The 22,336-nt window shown below is 67.8% G+C and carries 22 protein-coding genes and 1 tRNA gene; 16 read left to right on the top strand and 7 right to left on the bottom strand.

Going from position 1 to position 22,336, the window contains the following annotated elements:
* Positions 1–3: 3 nt before the first annotated feature.
* Both BMY69_RS07175 and BMY69_RS07170 read left to right on the top strand, forming a co-directional pair.
* The gene (locus BMY69_RS07175; protein WP_090176543.1) at positions 4–891 is read left to right on the top strand and encodes a LysR family transcriptional regulator; all 888 of its coding nucleotides are present in this window, start codon (positions 4–6) and stop codon (positions 889–891) included.
* A gap of 79 nt (positions 892–970) precedes the next feature.
* Entirely contained in the window at positions 971–1,180 is a 210-nt protein-coding gene (locus BMY69_RS07170; protein WP_090176540.1) for a hypervirulence associated TUDOR domain-containing protein, read from the top strand.
* Between the two features lie 70 nt (positions 1,181–1,250).
* On the opposite strand, the gene BMY69_RS07165 is transcribed toward BMY69_RS07170, so the two are convergent.
* Entirely contained in the window at positions 1,251–1,805 is a 555-nt protein-coding gene (locus BMY69_RS07165) for a DUF4142 domain-containing protein (RefSeq protein WP_218143136.1), read from the bottom strand.
* A 190-nt stretch (positions 1,806–1,995) separates the two neighbouring features.
* On the opposite strand from BMY69_RS07165, the gene BMY69_RS19890 reads away from it, so the two are divergent.
* The 3 genes from BMY69_RS19890 to BMY69_RS07155 all read left to right on the top strand — a co-directional run bounded on the left by BMY69_RS19890 (position 1,996) and on the right by BMY69_RS07155 (position 3,665).
* On the top strand, positions 1,996–2,124 hold the full coding sequence (locus BMY69_RS19890) for a hypothetical protein (protein WP_255364480.1): 129 nt from the start codon (positions 1,996–1,998) through the stop codon (positions 2,122–2,124).
* Between the two features lie 123 nt (positions 2,125–2,247).
* Positions 2,248–2,736 carry a dihydrofolate reductase gene (locus tag BMY69_RS07160; RefSeq protein WP_090176538.1) on the top strand — a complete coding sequence of 163 codons (489 nt, stop codon included), beginning with the start codon at positions 2,248–2,250 and terminating at the stop codon, positions 2,734–2,736.
* Positions 2,736–3,665: a Nudix family hydrolase gene (locus BMY69_RS07155; protein ID WP_090176535.1), complete on the top strand. Its 930-nt coding sequence runs from the start codon at positions 2,736–2,738 to the stop codon at positions 3,663–3,665. Before BMY69_RS07160 ends, BMY69_RS07155 begins: the two co-directional genes overlap by 1 nt.
* A gap of 74 nt (positions 3,666–3,739) precedes the next feature.
* Here the strand turns inward: BMY69_RS07155 and BMY69_RS07150 are convergent, their stop codons facing one another.
* The 4 genes from BMY69_RS07150 to uvrA form a co-directional block, all read right to left on the bottom strand.
* On the bottom strand, positions 3,740–4,498 hold the full coding sequence (locus BMY69_RS07150) for an enoyl-CoA hydratase/isomerase family protein (protein ID WP_090176532.1): 759 nt from the start codon (positions 4,496–4,498) through the stop codon (positions 3,740–3,742).
* A 387-nt stretch (positions 4,499–4,885) separates the two neighbouring features.
* A complete protein-coding gene (locus tag BMY69_RS07145; RefSeq protein ID WP_255364479.1) occupies positions 4,886–6,346 on the bottom strand; it encodes a DUF4139 domain-containing protein in 1,461 nt (486 codons plus the stop codon).
* 179 nt (positions 6,347–6,525) lie between these two features.
* A complete protein-coding gene (locus tag BMY69_RS07140; protein ID WP_090052298.1) occupies positions 6,526–6,966 on the bottom strand; it encodes an acyl-CoA thioesterase in 441 nt (146 codons plus the stop codon).
* Positions 6,963–9,902, bottom strand: coding sequence for an excinuclease ABC subunit UvrA (gene uvrA, locus BMY69_RS07135; RefSeq protein ID WP_090176527.1), 2,940 nt, complete (start codon positions 9,900–9,902; stop codon positions 6,963–6,965). Before uvrA ends, BMY69_RS07140 begins: the two co-directional genes overlap by 4 nt.
* 214 nt (positions 9,903–10,116) lie before the next feature.
* On the opposite strand from uvrA, the gene BMY69_RS07130 reads away from it, so the two are divergent.
* The 4 genes from BMY69_RS07130 to cgtA all read left to right on the top strand — a co-directional run bounded on the left by BMY69_RS07130 (position 10,117) and on the right by cgtA (position 12,671).
* Positions 10,117–10,641, top strand: a complete 525-nt coding sequence (locus BMY69_RS07130; protein WP_090176524.1) for a DUF2059 domain-containing protein — start codon at positions 10,117–10,119, stop codon at positions 10,639–10,641.
* A 282-nt stretch (positions 10,642–10,923) separates the two neighbouring features.
* Positions 10,924–11,238: a 50S ribosomal protein L21 gene (gene rplU / locus BMY69_RS07125; RefSeq protein ID WP_090176522.1), complete on the top strand. Its 315-nt coding sequence runs from the start codon at positions 10,924–10,926 to the stop codon at positions 11,236–11,238.
* A 20-nt stretch (positions 11,239–11,258) separates the two neighbouring features.
* Positions 11,259–11,516 (top strand): 50S ribosomal protein L27, encoded by a 258-nt coding sequence (gene rpmA, locus BMY69_RS07120; protein WP_072321611.1) that lies wholly within the window; start codon positions 11,259–11,261, stop codon positions 11,514–11,516.
* 87 nt (positions 11,517–11,603) lie between these two features.
* Positions 11,604–12,671, top strand: a complete 1,068-nt coding sequence (gene cgtA, locus BMY69_RS07115; RefSeq protein WP_090176519.1) for an Obg family GTPase CgtA — start codon at positions 11,604–11,606, stop codon at positions 12,669–12,671.
* A gap of 129 nt (positions 12,672–12,800) precedes the next feature.
* Here cgtA and rpsT read toward each other — a convergent pair whose 3' ends face one another.
* Positions 12,801–13,064 carry a 30S ribosomal protein S20 gene (gene rpsT, locus BMY69_RS07110; protein ID WP_090052307.1) on the bottom strand — a complete coding sequence of 88 codons (264 nt, stop codon included), beginning with the start codon at positions 13,062–13,064 and terminating at the stop codon, positions 12,801–12,803.
* Positions 13,065–13,462: 398 nt separating this feature from the next.
* Here rpsT and murJ point away from each other — a divergent pair, with 398 nt between their 5' ends.
* The 7 genes from murJ (at position 13,463) to BMY69_RS07075 (ending at position 22,143) form a co-directional block, all read left to right on the top strand.
* Positions 13,463–15,070 (top strand): murein biosynthesis integral membrane protein MurJ, encoded by a 1,608-nt coding sequence (murJ, locus tag BMY69_RS07105; protein WP_090176516.1) that lies wholly within the window; start codon positions 13,463–13,465, stop codon positions 15,068–15,070.
* 89 nt (positions 15,071–15,159) lie between these two features.
* A complete protein-coding gene (locus BMY69_RS07100; protein WP_090176514.1) occupies positions 15,160–16,113 on the top strand; it encodes a bifunctional riboflavin kinase/FAD synthetase in 954 nt (317 codons plus the stop codon).
* 52 nt (positions 16,114–16,165) lie between these two features.
* Positions 16,166–19,024, top strand: coding sequence for an isoleucine--tRNA ligase (ileS, locus tag BMY69_RS07095; RefSeq protein ID WP_090176511.1), 2,859 nt, complete (start codon positions 16,166–16,168; stop codon positions 19,022–19,024).
* 76 nt (positions 19,025–19,100) lie between these two features.
* Positions 19,101–19,604 (top strand): signal peptidase II, encoded by a 504-nt coding sequence (lspA, locus tag BMY69_RS07090; RefSeq protein ID WP_090052314.1) that lies wholly within the window; start codon positions 19,101–19,103, stop codon positions 19,602–19,604.
* Between the two features lie 66 nt (positions 19,605–19,670).
* Positions 19,671–20,612, top strand: a complete 942-nt coding sequence (gene ispH / locus BMY69_RS07085; RefSeq protein ID WP_090176508.1) for a 4-hydroxy-3-methylbut-2-enyl diphosphate reductase — start codon at positions 19,671–19,673, stop codon at positions 20,610–20,612.
* Between the two features lie 49 nt (positions 20,613–20,661).
* A tRNA-Thr gene (locus tag BMY69_RS07080) sits at positions 20,662–20,737 on the top strand.
* Between the two features lie 173 nt (positions 20,738–20,910).
* Positions 20,911–22,143 (top strand): tyrosine-type recombinase/integrase, encoded by a 1,233-nt coding sequence (locus BMY69_RS07075; RefSeq protein ID WP_090176505.1) that lies wholly within the window; start codon positions 20,911–20,913, stop codon positions 22,141–22,143.
* Here the strand turns inward: BMY69_RS07075 and BMY69_RS07070 are convergent.
* Positions 22,109–22,309, bottom strand: a complete 201-nt coding sequence (locus BMY69_RS07070) for a helix-turn-helix transcriptional regulator (protein WP_090176504.1) — start codon at positions 22,307–22,309, stop codon at positions 22,109–22,111. The genes BMY69_RS07075 and BMY69_RS07070 overlap by 35 nt on opposite strands.
* Positions 22,310–22,336 lie beyond the last annotated feature (27 nt).

Raw genomic sequence — 22,336 nt, 5'->3', positions numbered from 1 at the left:
GGCATGGACCTGAACGCCTTGATCGACTTCCAGCTGGTGGCTACCCATGGCGGCTTCGGTCGAGCCAGCCGCGCGAGCGGCCGGTCGAAGGCCACCCTGTCGCGGCGGGTGGCCGATCTCGAGGAACAGCTCGGTGTCCGGCTCATCGAGCGGGGCGGACAACGTCTCGTGCTGACCGGGGCCGGCCGCGCGCTGGCCGAACGCACGGCCGGACCGATGCACGAGGTGACCGATGCCTTCGCCGCCGCTCGCGATGGCGTGGACACGCCGCGCGGCCTGCTGCGGATCGCCGCGCCCCAGCTGTTCTCGCAGCTCGCGCTCGGGCGGCTCGCCGCCGCGTTCCTGAGGCTCCATCCGGAAGTGGAGATCGAGACGGTGTCCGAGGACCGTCGGGCAGACCTCGTGGAGGAGAATTTCGACGTGGCGATCCGCATCAATCCGCCGAAGGACAGCGGGCTGGTCGGCCGCCGATTCGCGCGCGACCGCCTGCTGCTCGTCGCGGCTCCGTCGTTCGCCCGACCTTCGGGCGGAGCGGATGAGCCGTCCGAGGTGCCGGCGGTCGTGATGGCGGCGAACTACCGCGACGGCGATACGTGGGCGCGTCGCGATGGCACGCTCGTGCTGGCGCCGCGGCCGGTGCTGCGACTGTCGTCGCTGCTCATGGTGCGCGACGCGGTCGCCGCCGGTGCCGGCGTGGCACTGCTGCCGCAGTCCATCGCCGGCGAGCTCATCGAACGTGGCGACGTCGTTAGCTGGGGCGTCGCGGGCGACGACGTGGAGCTATGGGTACTGCACACGTCCCGTCGGCTCGAGAGTCCGAAGGTACGTGCCTTCGTCGATTTCATGGCCAGCCGGTACCCCGGCGGCGAGTTCGCGCTTCCCGCGCGGTGAAGGCCGACGACGCACGCGTCGCATGTCGTTCACCCTGCCGCTTTCACGCTGGGGGTTCCTCAGCAACGGGAACGCAGCCATGGCATCCACGCTCAAGCGCGGCGACAAGGTCAGCTGGAAAACCTCGCAAGGCACGACGACGGGCAAGGTGGAGAAGAAACTGACGAAGCCCACGAAGATCAAGGGGCACGAGGTCGCCGCGTCGAAGGACAACCCCGAATACCTCGTCGTCAGCGAGAAGAGCGGCGGTAAAGCCGCGCACAAACCGGGCTCGCTGAAGAAGGTCTGACGCCGACATCGTTCGAGGCCCTGGGGATCAGGGCCTCGAACGATGTCGCGCGCAGGGCGCGCTCCTGCAGTCAGTGGCCCGCCATGGCGTTCGCACCCTTGCCGGGCAGCTTCTCCGCCATCTGCAGGTGTTCCTTCAGCGTCGGCAGCGTCTTCGTCGCGAACGCCTTCAGTTCGGGGTCCTTGCCGCTGGTCGACTCCTTGCTGAAGAGCGCGACGGCCTTCTTGTGGTCCGCGACCATCTTCTTCGCGAAGGCCTGGTCGAAGGCGTCGCCCGACTTCTCGCCGATCGCGGCGGCGGCCTTCGTGTCGGCGGGCTTCGGCGCAGTGGCCAGAGGAAGGTTCTTCTGGCCGGCGATGGTCTTCAGCTCGTCGTTCGCCTTCGTGTGATCGGTGACCATCTGCTGGCCGAACGACTTCGTCGCTTCCGAATTGCCCTTCGATGCGCCCAGCTGTCCAAGCGCGACTTCGGCGAGGCCCGCCGCGCTGGCCTCGGTGACGAACATGGCGTCCGCCGCAGGTGCCGAAGTCGAACCTGGCGTGTGTTCCTGGGCGAAGGCGGCGGCCGGCAGAACGACCGCGGCGAGAAGGGCGGCAGCGAGGGCGTGGCGTGGCATGCGTGTCATGGTATGGCTCCGTGCGGTTGGGCGCTGTGCGCGAGTGATCAACGTGTCGCACCCGTGCAATGAATGAGGCGTGCAGCAGGGATCAACGAGGCCTTCCTTCACGCCTGTGCCGCACACTTCACGCCCCGTCCCGGCGGTGTCGACATCGTGCGCCCGATCATGAGAGACCATCTCTACAGCGGACGACCCCATGAATGCAGAACACAAAGACCCCGTTTCGCCGCATGACTACGATCGCTCCACCGGACAGCGCGTCGAGAAGACGCCCAAGGAGCCGGAGTCGCCTCAGCAGCAGCACGACGACGAGGATCAGGGCTGAGACAGGTCGCTAGCGCGGACAGTCAAACGATCGTTAGTTCCACCATCACGCGGACAGGACTACTATCGCGAGCGCACGGGCCCGGTGCCCGACCGTTCCGACTGAAACCGTGAAGGATGTTCCATGGCCGTACACCTGGTTGCCGCGCTCGACGAAAACTTTGCCATCGGCAAACAGGGTGGACTGCCCTGGCATCTTCCGGACGATCTTCGGTACTTCAAGACGCTGACGCTCGACAGGGCCGTGCTGATGGGGCGTAAGACCGCCGAATCCATCGGCCGCGCGTTGCCGGGACGCGTGAACTACGTGCTCTCGCGCAAGGGCGAGGCGCCGTTCCCTGGGCAGGTCACCGTTCGTTCGATCACCGAGGCACAGGCGAGCTGTGGCCACACGGGCCTCATGGTCATCGGTGGTGGCGAGGTGTTCCGCGAAGCGCTGCCCTATGCCCGCACGCTGTACCTGACCTGGGTGTACGCCGCGGTCGATGGCGCCGACGTGTTCTTCCCCGGCGTCGATTTCAAGGAATGGACGGAGGTTTCGCGGGTGCGCCACAAGGCCGATGCCGAGCACGCCCACGCCTTCGACATGGTCGAATACGTCCGGAACGTCTGATGCACGTCGTCGCCGGCGTGCTGGTCGACGCTAATGGACGCATCCTCATCGCGCAGCGGCCACCCGGCAAGCATCTGGCCGGCACGTGGGAATTTCCCGGTGGCAAGCTCGAACCGGGGGAGTCCGCCGTCGCCGCGCTCGAGCGCGAACTGGACGAAGAGCTGGGGATCGCCGTCGATCCCGCGTCGTTCGAGTCGTGCATCCGCGTGCCGTGGGCGTATGGCGAGCGGTCGATGCTGCTGGAGGCGATGCTCGTCCGCCGTTGGACCGGGACGCCGCTCGCGCTCGACGCCGCGGCGATCGCATGGCGCGCGCCGCGCGACATCGATCCGTCCATCCTCGCGCCGGCCGACCGGCCCATCCTGGCGGCCATCCGCCTGCCGGCCCATTACCCGATCACGGCGCCCGATGCGTCACCCGACGTCGTCGTCGCGGGGCTGCTCGCCGCGCTGGCGCGCGGCGAGCGCCTGCTGCAACTGCGGTTGCCAGGGCGTTCCACAGACGTCGCGCGCGACGTGGCGAAGGCGGTTCTGCCCGAGGTCCGCCGCGCGGGCGCCGACCTGTTGCTCAACGGCGACATCGAGGGCGCGTCCATCCTCGGTACGGGCGTGCATCTTCGTGCCCAGCAACTCGGCGAGCTGAAAGAGCGGCCGCTGCCGTGGACGTCCGTGGTCGGCGCGTCGTGCCACGATGCAGCGCAGCTCGCACGTGCCTCGGCGCTGGGCTGCGACTTCGCGACGCTGTCGCCCGTGCAGGCGACGGCCAGCCATCCCGGCGCCGAACCGCTGGGCTGGCCGCGGTTCGCGCGGTTGGCCGAGACGGCGTCGTTGCCGGTCTATGCGCTGGGCGGTCTTGGTCCCGACGATGTGGGAGAGGCGCGGATGCATGCCGCGCAGGGCGTGGCCGGCATCCGCGGGTTCGCTCGATAGCCGGTGATCGCTCCCACCTCCTACCGAAGGGTGGGAGCCGATCGTATCGGCGATACGGGCTTGCGAGAGCTTGGCTAGTGCTTGGCCTTCAGCCGCGCCACCAGCGCCTGCAGCACGCCCTGCGTCTCCTCGGCGAAGAAGTCGTCGATGAAACCCGGATCGAGCAGGTTCGACGTGTCGCCCCAGACGGCGACGAGATCGGCGCGGGCGATCTCGCGGGTGCGCAGCATCGCCTTCGGCGGCAGCTTCAGCAGGTCGGCGAGCCATAGCGTGGCACGGGTGACGACCTGTTCGACGGTCGCGAGTTCGTCGACCAGACCGATCGCGTGGGCCTGCTCGGCGTCCACCATCGCGCCGGCCACCAGCAGTCGCTCGGTGCGGTAGCCGCCGAGGATGCGGCGCATCGCGAACTGGATCGGCTCGGGCACGGAAAGGCCGACCTGCACCTCGTTCAGGCCGATCTTGTAGACGCCGTGCGCCATCACACGGTAATCGCAGAACAGCGAAATGACCGCGCCGCCCGCGGGGCTGTGGCCGGTGATCGCCGCGACGGTCGGTACGGGCGAGGTCGCCAGTGCGCCGCACAGCGCGAAGAAGGCGTTCCAGAAGTCGCGGACGCCCGCGCGGTCGCGCTGGAGCAGGGCGGGGACGTCGACGCCCGCCGAAAACATGCCTTGCGCGCCGGAAAGCACGATGCCTCGCGCGCCGTTCGCGGGGGCTCCGACGATCGCCTCGCGCAACGCCTCGACGAGGCCGATGTCCAGCGCGTTGACCGGCCCGCGAGCCATGCGGATTTCGTGGATGTCGCCGTCGTGCAGCAGGATGTCGAGCATGGGTGCGCGTCCGTCGGTGTGGGTTGCGTCGATTATGGCGTTTCGGCGGCCGGTGGTGCAGCCGCTTCACCGGCTTCGTTGCCCGCTGCCGCGGGATCGCCGATACGATCGGCTCCCACCGTCATTTTCGAGCGATGGGCTGTCCTCACCGTTCCGGCAGTGACCTTGCGGGAAGGTAGCTACCGAAGGAGGGAGCCGATCGCATCGGCGATGGATTGTCCTCACCGTTCCGGTAGCGGCCTTGTGGGAAGGCAGCTACCGAAGGGTGGGAGCCGATCGTATCGGCGATGGGCTGTCCTCACCGTTCCGGCAGTGACCTTGCGGGGAGGTACGTACCGAAGGGTGGGAGCCGATCGTATCGGCGATCAGGCGCCTCAGCGATGCCGGTTACTGGGCGATATCCGCGTCCGCCCAGGTGTAGCGCACGGCGTAATCGAGCGTCGCGCTGCCATTCGCCGGAACGGTGACACTGAACTCCGCCACCTCCGGCGTGACCTTCGACGGCTTCATCGACGACGACGTGATCGTCCAGGCGCGCCAGCGGTTGGGATGCTCGCGAACGGTGACCGTGCGCGCCGTGTCGCCCGCGTTGGTCAGGACGATACGGGTGCTTTCGTCGATCCGGTGCCCCGGCATGTCCGCCGTGAACGCCGTCTGCTCGCGCGTGGCGGACAGGTCGAAGGCGTTGCCGAGCGACACCGTGGTGTCCTTGTTCTTCGGCGTGTCGTCGATGCGTCCTTCGCCGAGCAGTTCGGCGTTGCCGTCGCGGTCGGTCGTCAGCACGCGGACGTAACCGGCGGGCAGGCTGTCGAATGCCCTGAAGCGGATGTTGGACACGATCGGCGTGCCGGCGTTGGCGAGGATCGGCTGGCGCTCGGCGTTGGGCCGCGGCGGGAACCACGTGTTGCCACCGTCGTACACGGCCTCGCGCTGGCAGTCGAGGGTGTGGCGGTCGTACAGCGGCGTCTGGGTGACGCTGCCGTCGGGGAGGTCGACCGGCGTCGGCAGCGTGTAGGTGCGCAGGTCGCCCAGCGTGGCCTGTCGAGGCGCCATCGACTCGGCATCCATGGCGGCCGGGGCCGGCGCGGCACGGACCATGAAGAGCTTGTTCTGGATCGGTGCCTTCGCGCGCCGCGCATCGCCGGCGACGAGCTTGAGCGAGACGTCCTTCCAGTCGCGTCCGCTACGGTTGGCGATGCTCGCCGCGGCGTCGAAGGTCATGCGGCAGGCGTTGCCCGGCGCGAGCGTCGCGACGTAGGCGCCGCGCCAGCCCAGGCCGGACGTGGGGTAATCGAGGTTGGCGTTCGTCCTGCCCGCCGCGCCGCCGGCGACACGCACCTGCAGCGTCGAACCACGGGCGAAGTCCGTGCTGTCGGCGGCACGCAGGGCGGCGTACTGGCGGATGAGCGTGGCGTGGCCGCTGCTGTCGCGCACGACGAGCGCATCGCCACCGCGAACGAGCGTGCCGCTGGCGAGCGCCTGGCCGCTTTCGCCGACCACGACGACATCGTGGCCGACGAGGCCGGCGACGGCGCCGTCGAAGCCCTGGCCGAGCAGCAGGCGCTGCGAGACGACGCGGGTGTCCTTGCCGGGAAAGCGCAGCGACAGCGCTTCGCTGTCGAGCGCGGAGGGGAGGCCGTCGATGGAGAGATCCTGCGTGCCGCCCTTCAGGTCGAACGCGCGGCGCTCGTGCACCACGGCGTAACCGTCGCCGGAAACGGCGTCGCCTCCCGTGGCGAAGAGCGCATCGCCGTCGGCGCGGTAGAGCGTGAGCGCGGTGCGCTCATCGGCGGCGAACGCGCGAAGGGAAACGGCGCAGGCGATCGCGAGGACGAGGGAACGTTGCATGATGCTCTCCATGATGATCCTCGCGGATCATACCGGGGCGAAATGAACGGTCGCGATCTTTTGCGGCACGGTTCGGCAGCCGTGCCCGCCGCCGCGGGATCGCCGATGCGATCCGCTCCCACCATTCCGCCCGGGGCCCGAACGGTGGGAGCCGATCGTATCGGCGATGGAAGCGTCTTTTAGTCCTGCCGGGCCGCGGCCACGGCGTCGCGGATGACCTGCGGAAGCGGGACCGGGCGGCCGGTCTTCGTATCGATCCAGACCATGGTGACGCTGCCGTCGCAATGGATGCGGGTGGCGTCCTGCGAATCGAGGATGCGGTGGCCGACCGTCATCGAGCTGGTGCCCATGCGATTGGCGTACAACTCGATCTGGATGTCCGCCGGCCATTCGATGGGCAGGCGGTAGTTGATCTCGCTATGGGCCATCACCGGCGCCGCGGACGGGCTGTACCAGTCGCCGGGCAGCTCCTTGAGCCACTTCAGTCGGGCTTCCTGCAGGTAGACCAGGTAGTTCGAATTGTTGACGTGGTTGTACGCGTCGAGATCCTGCCAACGGACGTCCATCGGCGTGATGAAGATCGGCGTCGGGCTCGGGGTCTGGGCGGCTTCGGTGCTCATGCGGTCCTTTTCTTCTTCGCGGGCGTTTTCTTGGCGGCCGCCTTCATCGGAGCGGCCTTCGCGGTGTTCTTGCGTGCGGCCGCCTTCGCCGGCGCCTTCGTCACCGGCGCCGCCGGCTTGAGGTGCGGCAGCAGGAAGCGGCCGGTGTGCGAGGTCTTCGTCGCGGCGACCTTCTCCGGCGTGCCGCTGACGAGGATCTGTCCGCCGCCCGAGCCGCCTTCCGGACCGAGGTCCACGAGCCAGTCGGCCGTCTTGATGACATCGAGGTTGTGCTCGATCACCACCACGGTGTTGCCGTGATCCACCAGGCGATGCAGCACGTCGAGCAGCTGCTCGATGTCGTGGAAGTGCAGGCCGGTCGTGGGCTCGTCGAGGATGTACAGCGTGCTGCCGGTGTCGCGCTTCGACAGCTCCTTGGAAAGCTTCACGCGCTGCGCCTCGCCGCCGGACAGCGTGGTGGCGCTCTGGCCGAGTTTGATGTAGTCGAGGCCCACCGCCCGCAGCGTTTCCAGCTTGCGTGCGATCACCGGCACGTTCTCGAACAGCTTGAAGGCGTCTTCCACCGTCATGTCGAGCACGTCGGCGATGGTGTGGCCCTTGTACAGCACCTCGAGCGTTTCGCGGTTGTAGCGCTTGCCGTGGCACACGTCGCACGGCACGTATACGTCGGGGAGGAAGTGCATCTCCACCTTGATCATGCCGTCGCCTTCGCACGCCTCGCAGCGGCCGCCGCGAACGTTGAAGCTGAAGCGGCCCGGCGTGTAACCACGCTGGCGCGCCTCCGGCACCTGCGCGTAGAGCTCGCGCAGCGGCGTGAACAGGCCGGTGTACGTGGCGGGATTCGAGCGCGGCGTGCGGCCGATCGGCGACTGGTCGATGTCCACGACCTTGTCGAACAGCTCGAGGCCTTCGATCGATTCGTATGGCGCCGGCTGCTCGCTCGCGCCGTTGAGTTCCATCGCCGCGAGGCGGTAGAACGTGTCGTTGATCAGCGTCGACTTGCCGGAGCCCGACACGCCGGTGACGCAGGTGAACACGCCGACCGGGATGCGGACGTCCACGTCCTTGAGGTTGTTGCCGCTGGCGCCCTTGAGCTCGATCCACTGGTCGTCGCGCGCTTCGCGGCGCTTCTCCGGCACGCGGATGCCGCGCTCGCCGGTGAGGTACTTCGCCGTGACGGAGCGCGGCGAGGCGAGCACCTGCTCGAGCGTGCCTTCGGCGACGATGTCGCCGCCGTGCACGCCCGCGCCCGGGCCGATGTCGAGGATGTGGTCCGCGGCGCGGATCGCGTCCTCGTCATGCTCGACCACGATCACCGTGTTGCCCAGATCGCGCAGGCGGGTGAGGGTACCGAGCAGTCGTTCGTTGTCGCGCTGATGCAGGCCGATGGACGGCTCGTCGAGCACGTACATCACGCCGACGAGCCCCGCGCCGATCTGGCTGGCGAGGCGGATGCGCTGCGCCTCGCCGCCAGAAAGCGAATCCGCCTGGCGGTCGAGCGTGAGGTAGTTGAGGCCGACATCGTTGAGGAAGGTCAGCCGCTCGCGGATCTCCTTCACGATCTTCACCGCGATCTCGCCACGCCAGCCGGGCAAGGCCAGGGTCTCGAAGAAGGCCAGCGCGTTGTCGATGGCCAGCGAGGTGAGCTCGGGAATGGCGCGGTCGGCCACGAACACATTGCGCGCCGACGGGTTGAGGCGCTGGCCGCCGCAGTCCGGGCACGGGTGGTCGGAGATGTAGCGCGCCAGCTCCTCGCGAACGGCCGTGGACTCGGTCTCGCGATAGCGGCGCTCCAGGTTCGGCAGGATGCCTTCGAACTTGTGCTCGCGCGTGACCTTGCCGCCCCGGTCGGTGATGTAGCGGAACGGGATCAGGTCCTTGCCCGAACCGTTGAGCACGGCGTTCTGAGCCGACTTCGTCAGTTCGCGCCACGGCGTCTCCGGATCGAAGCCGTAGTACTTCGCCAGCGACAGGATCATCTGGTAGTAGTAGGCGTTACGACGATCCCAGCCGCGAATGGCGCCGCCGGCGAGGCTGAGCTCCGGGTGGCCGACGACGCGCGCCGGGTCGAACACCTGGGTCACGCCCAGGCCGTCGCAGGTGGGGCAGGCGCCGACGGGCGAATTGAACGAGAACAGACGCGGCTCGAGTTCCGGCAGCGAGTAGTCGCACATGGGGCACGAGAACCGCGACGAGAACAGCTGCTCGCCGGCCTTCGCGTCGTCCATGTCGACGAGGATGACGATGCCGTCGCCGAGACGAAGCGCGGTCTCGAAGGACTCGGCCAGGCGCTGCTTGATGTCCTCGCGCGGACGGAAACGGTCGATGACCGCTTCGATCGTATGCTTCTGGCGCAGGGTCAGCGGCGGGACGGCGTCGAGGTCGTACACCTCGCCGTCGACGCGGGCGCGCACGAAGCCTTGCGCGCGCAGCTGATCGAACACCTGCACGTGCTCGCCCTTGCGCTCGCGGATCACGGGCGCCAGCAGCATCCAGCGCTTGTCCGGATCCAGCGCGAGCGCGGTGTCGACCATCTGGCTGACCGTCTGCGCTTCGAGCGGAATGCCGTGGTTCGGGCAACGGGGCGTGCCGACGCGCGCGTAGAGCAGGCGCAGGTAGTCGTACACCTCGGTGATCGTGCCGACGGTGGAGCGGGGATTATGGGAGGTCGACTTCTGCTCGATCGAGATGGCCGGCGAGAGGCCTTCGATCGTGTCCACATCCGGCTTTTCCATCATCGAGAGGAACTGCCGGGCGTAAGCCGACAGCGACTCGACATAGCGACGCTGGCCTTCGGCGTAGATGGTGTCGAAGGCCAGCGAGGATTTGCCGGACCCGGACAGCCCCGTGATCACGATCAGGCGATCGCGGGGCAGGTCGAGGTCGATATTCTTGAGATTGTGCGTGCGGGCGCCGCGGATGCGAATGCTGTCCATGTGCCGACGTAGATGGGGGAAGCCACTGACTATACCAAGGCTTTTCGGCCTTCATTCCGCGTCGACCTGTGACTGTTCATCACATTTGTCATGAGGCTCCGGACGCATGCTTCGAGGGGGTTGCCCGAACCGGCCCGGTGGCGGCTACCATGGCGCCGGCCCCTCGGGGGAGGGGATCCGACCCAAGCCAATCATCCGAAGAGGAAGACGACGCATGCGTAAGTGGACAGGGATCGCGGCCGGCCTGGTGCTGGCGTGGAGTGCGGGCCAGGCGCTGGCGGCGCCGCCCAGCGAGGCGCAGGTGCGCCAGCTGATGGAGGCCGTGGGCATGGGCAAGATGCTCAGCCAGATGAACAGCCAGATGGCCGGTGTGATGGCCACCGCGCTGCCGTGCGTGCCCGCCAGCTACTGGCAGGGCTTCGTGGACGCCAACGCGACGAATCAGCTGATCGGCCGCATGGTGCCCGTTTACCAGAAGCACTTCACGGCCGAGGACGTCGACGGCCTGCTGAAGTTCTACCGTTCGCCGCTGGGCCAGAAGGTGATCACGCAGATGCCGGCGACCATGGCCGAGGGCATGCAGATCGGCAAGGCCTGGGGCCAGGAACGCGGCAAGCAGATGATCGGCCAGCTCCAGAGCCAGGGCACGCTCAACGCCCAGGGTCAGTGCCCGGCCACGGGCGCGGCGGCGAAGCCCGCTCCGGCGGCGCCGGCGCCAGCGTCGGCGAAGAAGAAGTAGCCGCGACAGGGGCGCGCCTTGTGGGAGCGGCCCTGGCCGCGACAGCCTTTCGCGAGGGGCCGCAGGTCCTGCGGCTCATCGCGAAAACATGTCGCGCGCAGGGCGCGCTCCTACGGTCAGCTGGTAACATGCTGATTTTACTGGTGTGCGGGGAGAGGGGCCTTGAGACGCCCGATCTTAACCGCCTGATTGACCTTGCCTTTTGGGTCCCGCTATAATTCGCAGTTCGCAACACCCGTACGACCCTAAAAAGAACTACATAATCAGTAACAGGAAATCACCATGAGCTACGCAGTCATCAAGACCGGTGGCAAGCAGTATCGCGTGATGGCAGGCGAAGTCCTGCGCGTCGAGCTGCTCCCCGCCGATGTCGATTCCACCTTCACGTTCGACCAGGTCCTCCTCGTCGGCGAAGGCGAGTCGGTCACGGTCGGCGCCCCGCTGGTCGCCGGTGCCACCGTCAGCGCGAAGGTTCGCGCCCACGGCCGCGCCGATAAGATCCGCATCATCAAGTTCCGTCGTCGCAAGCACTACAAGCGCACGCAGGGACATCGTCAGCACTACACCGAAATCGAGATCACGGGCATCAACGCCTGAGTCGCCGGAGGATATAAGTCATGGCACATAAAAAAGGCGTAGGTTCCAGCCGTAACGGCCGCGATTCGAACCCGAAGTACCTCGGCGTGAAGATCTACGGTGGCCAGGCTGTCGAAGCCGGTAACATCATCGTTCGTCAGCGTGGCACCAAGTTCCACGCCGGCGTGGGCGTCGGCCTCGGCCGCGATCACACCCTGTTCGCGCTGGTCGACGGCACCGTGTCGTTCAAGACCCGCGGCGACAAGGGCCGCAAGTTCGTCGACGTCGTCCAGGCGTAAGCCTCGCCCGACGCGATAGCGAAGGCCCCGCCCTAGGCGGGGCTTTTCGTTTGTAGCGCGGCATCACACTCTTTCCAGGTTTTCCCCATGAAATTCGTCGACGAAGCGCAAATCAGGGTCTCGGCCGGTGACGGCGGCAACGGTTGTGTCAGCTTCCGTCGCGAGAAATTCATCCCGTTCGGTGGTCCCGATGGCGGCGATGGCGGCAATGGCGGCTCCGTGTGGCTCGTGGCCGACGAAGGCCTCAACACCCTCGTCGACTTCCGCCACATGCGCTCGTTCAAGGCGCAGCGCGGGCAGGGCGGCATGGGCAGCCAGATGTACGGCAAGGGTGGCGAAGACACCGAGGTCCGCGTGCCCGTCGGCACCGTGGTCACCAACGTCGATACCGACGAGGTGATCGGCGACCTCACGTCGCACGGCCAGCGCCTGAAGGTGGCGCAGGGTGGTCGTGGCGGCCTGGGCAACATCCATTTCAAGAGCTCGGTGAACCGCGCGCCGCGCAAGTCGACGCCGGGCACGCCGGGCGAAGTGCGCGATCTCAAGCTCGAGCTGCGCCTGCTCGCCGACGTCGGTCTGCTGGGCTTCCCGAACGCGGGCAAGAGCACGTTCATCCGCGCCGTCTCGGCGGCGACGCCGCGCGTGGCCGACTACCCGTTCACCACGCTGCATCCGAACCTCGGCGTCGTGCGCATCGGCACGGACCAGAGCTTCGTGATCGCGGACATCCCCGGGATCATCGAGGGTGCGGCCGAAGGCGCCGGCCTGGGCATCCAGTTCCTGCGTCACGTGTCGCGCACCAGTCTCCTGCTGCACGTGGTCGACATCCGTCCCATCGACGGCTCGGATCCCGTCGAGCAGGTCCGTGCGATCGAGGCCGAGCTCCAGCAGTTCGATGAGGAGCTCGTCGAGCGTCCGCGCTGGCTGGTGATCAACAAGTCCGACGTCATCGACGACGAGGATGAGCTCAAGGCCTTGGTCGACGACATCGTCGCCCGCCTGGAGTGGAAGGCGCCGTGGTTCGTCGTTTCCGCCGCGGGCGAGGTGGGGACCTGGGACGTCTGTCTTAAGGTGCAGCAGTTCTTCGATGCCGAGCGCGCGAAGCAGCGCGAGCGCACCGACGAACGCGACGACGTGCGGATGCGCGGGGAGTAGGCCTGGCCTATCGCCGATACGATCGGCTCCCACCCTTCGGTAGCGCGGGTACGGCGACCGGAGGGAGGGAGACACAAAAAAAAGCCGGCGGAAGCCGGCTTTTTTTGTGAACAGCGATGTCGCGCAGGCTTATGCCAGGTCGCGGATCTTCGCGTTCAGGCGGCTCTTGTGACGAGCGGCCTTGTTCTTGTGGATCAGGCCGCGGGCGGCGTAGCGATCCATCACCGGCACGGCGACGGCGTAGGCGCTGGCAGCGGCTGCCTTATCCTTGGCGTCGATCGCCTTGACGACCTTCTTCAGTGCGGAACGCACCATGGAACGCGCGCTGACGTTGCGCAGACGGCGCTGCTCCGACTGACGCGCACGCTTCTTCGCGGACTTGATGTTGGCCAAGGTAAAGCTCCAGAGTTCGGTTGGTTTTAAAAAAGACGCTTAGTTTGACCTCAAAGGTGGGGTTGGTCAATAGGTTAGGGGGGTGTGGGTGGGGGCGCGACGCGAAGGGAGATGGGGGATGGGAATTGGGGGCGCGGGTGTGGCCGGGGGATGGGGGATGGGAAATGGGGGCGCGATCCCGACGGGCGGTTGAGGGCGCGACAGGCCATCAGCTGGGCGTCGACGCCGGCGCGGAGCTTCCAGCACCCTCTCGCGTCCGCCGGCTACATCGCCCCCAATTCCCAACTCCCACCCCCCGGCCACACCCGCGCCCCCCAATTCCCACCCCGAGCCCCCCTTGCCACGCCCCATCGCCCTCCCGGCCTGTCAAACTATCCCTTTTGCCAGCCCTCGACCGGATGAAAACCCCCAGCCTTCTTCGCGGCATGCTCAGTTTCAGCGGCATGACCATGGTTTCGCGCGTGCTCGGGCTCGTCCGCGACATGGCGATCAATGCCTCGTTCGGCGCCAACGCGGCGACCGACGCCTTCTGGGTGGCTTTCCGCATCCCCAACTTCATGCGCCGCCTCTTCGCGGAGGGGTCGTTCTCGACGGCCTTCGTGCCGGTGTTCACCGAGGTGAAGGAGACGCGGCCGCATGCGGATCTCAAGCGGCTGATGGGGCTGACGGCCGGCACGCTCGGCGGCGTGCTGCTCGTGGTCGTGGCCCTGGGTGTCATCTTCGCGCCGCAGGTCACCGCGCTGTTCTCGCCCGGGGCGGTCGATACGCCGGAGAAGTTCGGCCTCACGGTCGACCTGCTGCGGCTCACCTTTCCGTTCCTGCTCTTCGTCTCGCTCACCGCTCTGAGTGGCGGCGCCCTGAACAGCTTCCACCGGTTCGGCCTGCCGGCCCTGACGCCGGTGATCCTCAACCTGTGCATGATCGCGGGCGCGCTCTGGCTGGCGCCGAAGCTGCGGACGCCGATCATGGCGATGGGCTGGGCGATCCTCGTCGCGGGCCTGCTCCAGCTGCTGTTCCAGCTGCCGGCGTTGCGGCAGCTCGATCTTCTGGCGCTCCCTCGCTGGGGCTGGAGCTCGCCGGACGTGCGCCGGATCATGACCCTGATGGTGCCGACGCTGTTCGGCTCCTCGGTCGCGCAGATCAACCTGCTGCTCGACACCGTCATCGCCTCGCTGCTGATCGCGGGGTCGCAGAGCTGGCTGTCGCAGGCGGACCGCTTCCTGGAGCTGCCGCTGGGCGTCTTCGGCGTGGCGCTGGGCACGGTCATCCTGCCGTCGCTGTCGCGCCATCACGTGGCGACCGACAAGGCGGGCTTCTCGCGCGCGCTCGACTGGGGCCTGCGCACGACGCTGCTCATCGCCGTCCCGGCGATGTTCGCGCTGATGATCCTTTCGGTGCCGCTGGTGGCGACGATCTTCCAGCACGGGCGGTTCACGCCGTTCGACACGAAGATGGCGTCGCTGTCGATCTCCGCGCTGAGCTTCGGCCTGCCGGCGTTCGCGCTGGTCAAGGTGGTGCTGCCGGCCTTCTATGCCCGCAAGGACACGAAGACGCCGGTGCGGGCGGGGGTGGCGTCGCTGGTCGCCAACATGGTCTTCAACGTCGCGTTCCTGGCCCTGCTGTTCTTCCTCTGGGCGAGCCCGGCGCAGAAGGCGGGCTCGTGGATGACGGCCCTGGCGACGATCCCGGGCCTGCACATGGCGCTGGGCATGGCCAGCGCGCTGGCCAGCTACCTCAACCTGCTGCTGCTCTGGCGCTGGCTGGGCAAGGCCGGCGTCTACACCCGCCAGCCCGGCTGGCCGCGACACTTGCTCCGCCTCGGCGTCGCCTGCGCCGTGATGGTCGCGGTGCTGCTCGGCGGCCTGTGGGTCTGGCCGGAATGGAGCGACGTGGAGAAGTGGCAGCGGGTGGGGCGTCTCGCGGTGCTGGTGGTCGCGGGCGGCGGTGCGTATGTCGCGAGCCTGTTCGCGCTGGGCTTCCGCCTGCGCGACCTGCGCGCCCACTGAGGTTCCCGCGCGTCGCATTGTGCGGCGCAATGGGGCCGCTATACTGGCCCGATGGCTTTTATTCCGCATCGATTCCAGGACCCCCGGGCATGACGCTGCGACTGCATCGCGACGTCGATGGACCGTGCCTCGCGCCCGGTGGCAGCATCGTCGCGATCGGTGCGTTCGATGGCCTGCATCTCGGTCACCAGGCGATCCTCTCGGAGGTGCGTCGCCGCGCGGAGGCCGCGGGCCTGGCCCCGGCGGTCATCAGCTTCGAGCCGCTGCCGCGTGCGTTCTTCTCGAAGGAGCCCGTGGCGCGTCTTTCGGGGGTCCGCGAAAAAGCCGAGGGCATGACCGCGGCCGGCATCCGCGACCTGCTGTCGCTACGCTTCGACAAGGCCCTGACCGAGATGTCCGCCGAGGACTTCGTCCGCCGGGTCATCGTCGGCCGCATGGCTGCGCGCGAGGTCTGGGTGGGCGAGGACTTCCGATTCGGTCACCGCCGTGGCGGCGATTTCGCGCTGCTGCAGTCCATGGGCGCGGAGCTGGGTTTCACCGCGCACGCGGTGCGGCCGGTGGTCGTCGACGGCGAGCGGGTGTCGTCCTCGCGGGTGCGCACGCTGCTGGCGGAAAGCGATTTCGCCGGCGCGACCCGCCTGCTGGGGCGGCCGTTCGTGATCGACGGCCATGTCGAGCACGGCCAGCAGCTCGGTCGCACCCTTGGATATCCCACCGCGAACGTCCATCTCACGGACAGGGTGAGCCCCATCCAGGGCATCTTCGCCGTGCGCATCGGCATCGGCGACGGCCCGTGCAGCTGGCCGGGCGTCGCGAGCCTGGGCCGCCGGCCGACGGTGAACGCGGTGCAGGAGCCCCTGCTGGAAGCCCATCTTTTCGATTTCTCCGGCGATCTCTACGGCCAGCGCATCGGCGTGGAGTTCGTGCGGAAGCTGCGCGACGAAGAAAAATTCGACGGCCTCGACGCCCTGACGGCGCAGATGCGCAAGGACGAGATCGCCGCCCGGCAGGCCCTTGGGATGAACCCCATACTTGTCGATTGACGACGGAACGCGCCTCGCGCGCGTCACGCCCCGAAACCCACGGTTCTAAGCGATGACCCAGGACTACAAGAACACCATCAACCTGCCGCAGACGGATTTCCCGATGCGTGGCGACCTGCCCAAGCGCGAGCCTAACTGGCTGGCGACGTGGGAGCGCGTGGGGCGCTATGCGCAGATCCAGGAGAAAACGGCGGGCCGCGACAAGGTGTTCGTGCTGCACGACGGCCCGCCGTACGCGAACGGCGCGATCCACCTGGGCCATGCCGTCAACAAGGTGCTCAAGGACGTCGTCGTCAAGTCGAAGCTGATGGCCGGCTACCGGGCGCCCTACGTGCCGGGCTGGGACTGCCACGGTCTTCCGATCGAGATCGCGATCGAGAAGAAGTTCGGCAAGGCCGGCGACAAGCTCGACGCCGCCGCGTTCCGGCAGAAGTGTCGCGAATACGCGATGGCGCAGATCGACCTGCAGCGCGTCGACTTCAAGCGCCTCGGCGTCCTCGGCGACTGGGAAAAACCGTACCGCACGCTCGACTTCACGTACGAGGCCGACATGATCCGCGCGCTCGCGCGTATCGTCGACAACGGCCACGTGGTGCGCGGCGCGAAGCCGGTGTACTGGTGCTTCGACTGCGGTTCGGCGCTCGCAGAGGCCGAGATCGAATACGCCGACAAGACCTCGCCGGCCGTCGACGTCGCCTACGACGCCGTGGATTCGATCTCGTTCGCCGCGCTGTTCGGCGTCGCCGCGGGTGACGCCACCGTCGCCGTGCCCATCTGGACGACCACCCCCTGGACGCTGCCGTCCAGCCAGGCCGTGTCGCTTGGCGGCGAGCTCGAGTATTCGCTGGTCGAGGGTCCGTCGCGCGGCGGCAATCCGCTGCTGCTCGTGATCGCCTCGGCGCTGGTGGAGAAGGCGCTCGCGCGCTACGGCGTGGAGCGCGTGAACGTGCTCGGGCGCGTGCAGGGCGCGGTGCTGGAGAACCAGCCGCTGCGCCATCCGTTCTACGACAAGCAGCTACCCATCATCCTCGGCGAGCACGTCTCGGACGAGGACGGTACCGGTGCCGTGCACACCGCGCCCGACCATGGCGCGGAAGACTTCACCGTGGGCCAGCACTACGGCATCGGCACGCTCAACTACGTCGACGGCCGTGGCGTCTATCGCGCGGAGCTGCCACTGGCGGGCGACGTGTCGTTCGCCGGCGTGCACATCTGGAAGGCCAACGACCAGATCGTCGATCTCCTGCGCGACCGCGGCGTGCTGCTCGCCTCGTCGAAGCTCACGCACAGCTATCCGCATTGCTGGCGCCACAAGACGCCGGTGATCTTCCGCGCCACGCCCCAGTGGTTCATCAGCATGGAGCAGGCCGACCTGCGCCGCACCGCGCTCACGTCCATCAAGGGCGTGCGCTGGGTGCCGGGCTGGGGCGAGGAGCGCATCGCGGGCATGGTCGAGGGTCGCCCCGACTGGTGCATCTCGCGCCAGCGCACGTGGGGCGTGCCGATCACGCTGTTCATCGACAAGGTCACGCACGATCCGCATCCGGACTCCGTCGCGCTGATGGAGAAGGTGGCGAAGAAGGTCGCCCTCGAAGGCATCGACTGCTGGTTCACCCTCGATCCGCGCGAGCTGCTCGGCGACGACGCGGACAAGTACGAGAAGGTCACCGACGTCCTCGACGTGTGGTTCGACTCGGGCGTCAGCCACTTCGCGGTGGTGGGCGCGCGCCCCGAACTGCAGGCCGGCGACGCGGGCGAATACAAGGTGATGTACCTCGAAGGCTCCGACCAGCATCGCGGCTGGTTCCAGTCGTCGCTGCTCACGTCGGCCGCCATCAACGGCCGTGCGCCGTACGACCACGTGCTGACCCACGGTTTCACCGTGGACGCGCAGGGTCGCAAGATGTCCAAGTCGCTGGGCAACGGTATCGAGCCCCAGGACATCATGAAGACGCTCGGCGCGGACATCCTGCGCCTGTGGATCTGCTCGACCGACTACCGCAACGAGATGTCGCTCTCGGACGAGATCCTCAAGCGCGTCGCGGATACGTACCGCCGTATCCGCAACACCACCCGCTTCCTGCTCGGCAACCTCGACGGGTTCGACCCGGACAAGCACCTGCTCGCCACCGACGCCTGCCTCGATCTCGATCGCTGGGCGGTGCAGCAGGCGGCGGACACGCAGGCGGCGATCGTGGCGGCGTACGAGCGCTACGACTTCCCGGAGATCGTCCAGCGCATCCAGAATTTCTGCACGAACGAGCTGGGCGCGCTGTACCTCGACATCACGAAGGACCGCCTCTACACGATGCCGACGGACAGCCGCGGCCGGCGCAGCGCGCAGAGCGCGATGTACCGGATCCTCGAGGCGCTGCTGCGCTGGCTGGGGCCGATCGTCACGTTCACGGCGGAAGAAGCCTGGGCGCACATGCCGGGTTCGCGCAGCGAGTCGGTGCTGTTCGAGACGTTCTACGACGGCCTCGACGTGCGCCAGGACGGCGAGGCGCGCGGCTGGTGGAGCACGCTGCTCGCCATCCGCGAGACGTCGTCGCGCGTCCTCGAAGGCATGCGCAAGGCCGGCCAGATCGGTGCGTCGCTCGACGCGACGCTGACGATCCACGCCGACCTGCCGACGCAGTCCGCGTTGGCGGAATCCGCGAAGGAACTGCGCTTCTTCTTCATTACCTCCGAGGTGACGCTCGCGCCGCTGGAAGGTCGCCCGGCCACGGCCGAGCGTGTCGATCTGGACGGCGCCGAGGTCTACGTCTCGGCGGCGGTGAGCGACGCGGTGAAGTGCGTCCGTTGCTGGCACCATCGCCCGGACGTCGGCGTCGACCCGAACCATCCCGAGATCTGCGGCCGCTGCGTGGAGAACGTGACGGGGCAGGGCGAGGACCGCCGCTGGTTCTGATCCGGCGATCGTCGCCGAACCTTTCCGCGCCGCCGCCCGGCGGCGCGGACCCTCGCAACGCACCGCCCGGATCCGCATGACCGCACGCCCCAAACCCAACGCCCTGTCCTGGCTCTGGCTCGCCGCCGCCATGATCGTGCTCGACCAGCTGACCAAGTGGTGGGCGCTCACGGCCCTGCAGCCGGCCGAGACGCCGCATCCGGTCATCCCGGGCATCCTGAACTGGACGCTCACCTTCAACACGGGCGCGGCGTTCAGCTTCCTGGCGGACAGCGCCGGCTGGCAGCGCTGGTTCTTCGTCCTGCTCGCGGTGGGCGTCAGCGCCTCGCTCGCCGTATGGCTGTCGCGCACGCCGCGCGCCGACTGGCGCACCGCCGCGCCTCTGGCCCTGATCCTGGGCGGCGCGCTGGGCAACGTCATCGACCGGCTCCACGCTGCGAAGGTCACCGATTTCATCCAGGTGTTCCTGGGCAGCTACCCGTTCCCCGTCTTCAACGTCGCCGATTCCGCGATCAGCGTCGGCGCCGTCGCCCTCATCGTCTTCAGCCTCTTCGGCAGCCCGAAGGCTCCCATGCGATAATGGAGAGGTCCGGCGCCCGCGCGGCGCCCATCCCCTTTTCACGGCCCTGAAGGCCCCGAGGTCCCCTTGGACATCCTCCTCGCCAATCCCCGCGGCTTCTGCGCCGGCGTCGATCGCGCCATCGCCATCGTCGAGCGCGCCCTCGAGTCGTACGGCGCGCCGATCTACGTGCGCCACGAAGTCGTCCACAACCGTTACGTGGTCGAGCGTCTGCGCGCCGACGGCGCCGTGTTCGTCGAGGAGCTGCACGACGTGCCCGATGGCGCCACCGTGATCTTCAGCGCCCACGGCGTGCCGAAGGCCGTGCGCGAGGAGGCCGACCGCCGCCGCCTCAACGTGTTCGACGCGACGTGCCCGCTGGTCACCAAGGTGCACATGGAAGTCGCGCGTCTGGGCCGCGCCGGCCATGACGTCGTGCTGATCGGCCACGCGGGTCATCCGGAAGTCGAAGGCACGATGGGGCAGTGGAACCCGGCGAACACCGGCAGCATCTACCTCGTCGAATCGGTGGACGACGTCGAGGCGCTGGCACCGGCGCAGCCGGACAAGCTCGCGTTCGTCACGCAGACCACGCTCTCGGTGGACGACACCATCGCCATCATCGGCGCGTTGCGCGCGAAGTTCGCCACCATCGAAGGACCGCGCAAGGACGACATCTGCTACGCCACGCAGAATCGCCAGGACGCCGTGCGCCGCCTCGCCGATGCCGTGGACCTCGTGCTCGTGGTGGGGTCGGTCAACAGCTCCAATTCCAATCGCCTGAAGGAACTGGCCGAGAAGCAGGGCGTCACCTCGTACCTCATCGACGGTGCAGAGCACATCGAGCGCGACTGGCTCGAAGGCAAGGCCCGCATCGGCGTCACCGCCGGCGCGTCGGCACCGGAGAAGCTGGTGCAGGAAGTCATCGCCCGCCTGCAGTCCTGGGGCGCGGGCACCGTCCGCGAGCTCGACGGCGAGGCCGAAAACATCACCTTCGCCCTGCCGAAGGAGCTTCGCCTCGCGGGTTGACCGCGAAGGCTTGCGCCCGGGGCCAAGGTTCCCTAGAATTCCGCTTCTCGCCGGAATAGCTCAGTTGGTAGAGCGCGTCATTCGTAATGATGAGGTCGTAGGTTCGATTCCTATTTCCGGCACCAGATACCCGTCCAAGGCACTCCACAGGAGTCCAGAAGACGCAACGAAACCCGCTGAAAAGCGGGTTTTTTTGTGCCCACACGTCCACGACCGTCCACCGGCATCCATCTCAGCGTGTGAGTACGGTTGTGAGTACAGTCCGCGAAAGCTCGATATCGCAGGGGACCGTACTCACATGGCAGCGCTGACCGACACGAAAATCCGCTCCCTGAAGCCGCGGCCGAAGCTCTACCGCGTGGCCGACATGGAGGGGCTGTGTCTCGAGGTGCGGCCGACCGGCGCGCGCGCCTGGCGCTACCGCTACCGCTTCCTCGGCAAGGCCAACATGCTGCACCTGGGCGACTACCCGGCGATGTCACTGCAGGAAGCCCGCCGCGAGCGCGACCGGCAGCGTGACCTGCTCGCGCGCGGCGTGGATCCGGCGGACGTTCGCCGGCAGGCCAAGGTGCTGGCGCAGGTCGCCGCGGACGACAGCTTCGAGGGCGTCGCGCGCGAGTGGATGTCGAAGCAGGGAAAGTGGTCGGACGCGACCCGCTCGAAGGTGGTATGGATGCTTGAGACCTACGCGTTCCCGTGGATCGGCAAACGGCCGATCGGCTCGATCACGACGCCGGAAATGCTCCTACTACTCCGCCGGCCCGAGAGCCTCGGCAAGCTGGAAACCGCGCAGCGTCTGAAGCAGTCCAGCGGCCAGGTGTTCCGCTACGCGATCGGCACCGGCCGCGCCGATCGCGACCCGACGGCGGACCTGCGCGGTGTCCTGACCACCGTGCACGTCCAGCACCACGCGAGCATCACCCACAAGCCCAGCGTCGGGCAGCTGATGCGCGACATCGAGGCCTTCACTGGGCAGCTCGTCACGCGCTGCGGCCTGCAGCTGTCGGCGCTGGTGTTCGTCCGCCCGGGCGAGCTGCGGCAGTGGGAGTGGTCGGAGATCTCGGAGGACGGTAGCGAGTGGCGCATCCCGGGCGAGAAGATGAAGATGGGCGTGACGCACATCGTTCCGTTGTCGCGTCAGGCACAGGCGGTGCTCGACGAGCTTCGTCCGCTGACGGGGCGAGGGCGGTACGTATTCCCGTCGCTGCGCGGCCCGAGCAGACCCATGAGCGAGAACACCATCAATGCCGCGCTCCGCCGCATGGGCTACGCGAGCAACCAGATGACGGCCCACGGCTTCCGATCAATGGCCTCGACTATCCTCAACGAGGAAGGGTTCAACGGCGACTGGATCGAGCGGCAGCTGGCGCACTGCGAGAAAGACGGCGTGCGCGCGGCGTACAACTACGCGCAGCACCTGCCCGAGCGGCGCAAGATGATGCAGGCGTGGGCCGACCTTCTTGATCGCCTGCGCCGCGGCGGGGAAGTGGTGGACATCACGCGGCGTGCTGCTGATCGCGGCACGCGATAAGTGCGTCGATCCACTCCTGGACCTCGGTGTCGACCCACACCGACGAAGCGCCCTGCTTGACCGGGCGCGGAAAGGCGCCGGCTGCCACCTTGGCGTAGATTGAGCTCCGGCTCAGCGCAGTACGCTTCTGGACCTCGGTCAGCTTGATGAGGCTTCGCTCAGCCACGATGGGCCTCCTTCTTGCGAGTGGGAT

The sequence above is a fragment of the Luteibacter sp. UNC138MFCol5.1 genome (assembly GCF_900110505.1).
Taxonomy (GTDB): domain Bacteria; phylum Pseudomonadota; class Gammaproteobacteria; order Xanthomonadales; family Rhodanobacteraceae; genus Luteibacter.
Note: the sequence above shows the minus strand (reverse complement) of the source record. Positions and strands in the feature narration are given on the sequence as shown.

Coding starts and splice junctions, on each gene's coding strand:
- BMY69_RS07175 (WP_090176543.1), top strand. CDS start 4: ATGGACCTGAACGCCTTGATCGACTTCCAGCTGGTGGCTACCCATGGC.
- BMY69_RS07170 (WP_090176540.1), top strand. CDS start 971: ATGGCATCCACGCTCAAGCGCGGCGACAAGGTCAGCTGGAAAACCTCG.
- BMY69_RS07165 (WP_218143136.1), bottom strand. CDS start 1,805: ATGACACGCATGCCACGCCACGCCCTCGCTGCCGCCCTTCTCGCCGCG.
- BMY69_RS19890 (WP_255364480.1), top strand. CDS start 1,996: ATGAATGCAGAACACAAAGACCCCGTTTCGCCGCATGACTACGATCGC.
- BMY69_RS07160 (WP_090176538.1), top strand. CDS start 2,248: ATGGCCGTACACCTGGTTGCCGCGCTCGACGAAAACTTTGCCATCGGC.
- BMY69_RS07155 (WP_090176535.1), top strand. CDS start 2,736: ATGCACGTCGTCGCCGGCGTGCTGGTCGACGCTAATGGACGCATCCTC.
- BMY69_RS07150 (WP_090176532.1), bottom strand. CDS start 4,498: ATGCTCGACATCCTGCTGCACGACGGCGACATCCACGAAATCCGCATG.
- BMY69_RS07145 (WP_255364479.1), bottom strand. CDS start 6,346: ATGCAACGTTCCCTCGTCCTCGCGATCGCCTGCGCCGTTTCCCTTCGC.
- BMY69_RS07140 (WP_090052298.1), bottom strand. CDS start 6,966: ATGAGCACCGAAGCCGCCCAGACCCCGAGCCCGACGCCGATCTTCATC.
- uvrA (WP_090176527.1), bottom strand. CDS start 9,902: ATGGACAGCATTCGCATCCGCGGCGCCCGCACGCACAATCTCAAGAAT.
- BMY69_RS07130 (WP_090176524.1), top strand. CDS start 10,117: ATGCGTAAGTGGACAGGGATCGCGGCCGGCCTGGTGCTGGCGTGGAGT.
- rplU (WP_090176522.1), top strand. CDS start 10,924: ATGAGCTACGCAGTCATCAAGACCGGTGGCAAGCAGTATCGCGTGATG.
- rpmA (WP_072321611.1), top strand. CDS start 11,259: ATGGCACATAAAAAAGGCGTAGGTTCCAGCCGTAACGGCCGCGATTCG.
- cgtA (WP_090176519.1), top strand. CDS start 11,604: ATGAAATTCGTCGACGAAGCGCAAATCAGGGTCTCGGCCGGTGACGGC.
- murJ (WP_090176516.1), top strand. CDS start 13,463: ATGAAAACCCCCAGCCTTCTTCGCGGCATGCTCAGTTTCAGCGGCATG.
- BMY69_RS07100 (WP_090176514.1), top strand. CDS start 15,160: ATGACGCTGCGACTGCATCGCGACGTCGATGGACCGTGCCTCGCGCCC.
- ileS (WP_090176511.1), top strand. CDS start 16,166: ATGACCCAGGACTACAAGAACACCATCAACCTGCCGCAGACGGATTTC.
- lspA (WP_090052314.1), top strand. CDS start 19,101: ATGACCGCACGCCCCAAACCCAACGCCCTGTCCTGGCTCTGGCTCGCC.
- BMY69_RS07075 (WP_090176505.1), top strand. CDS start 20,911: ATGGCAGCGCTGACCGACACGAAAATCCGCTCCCTGAAGCCGCGGCCG.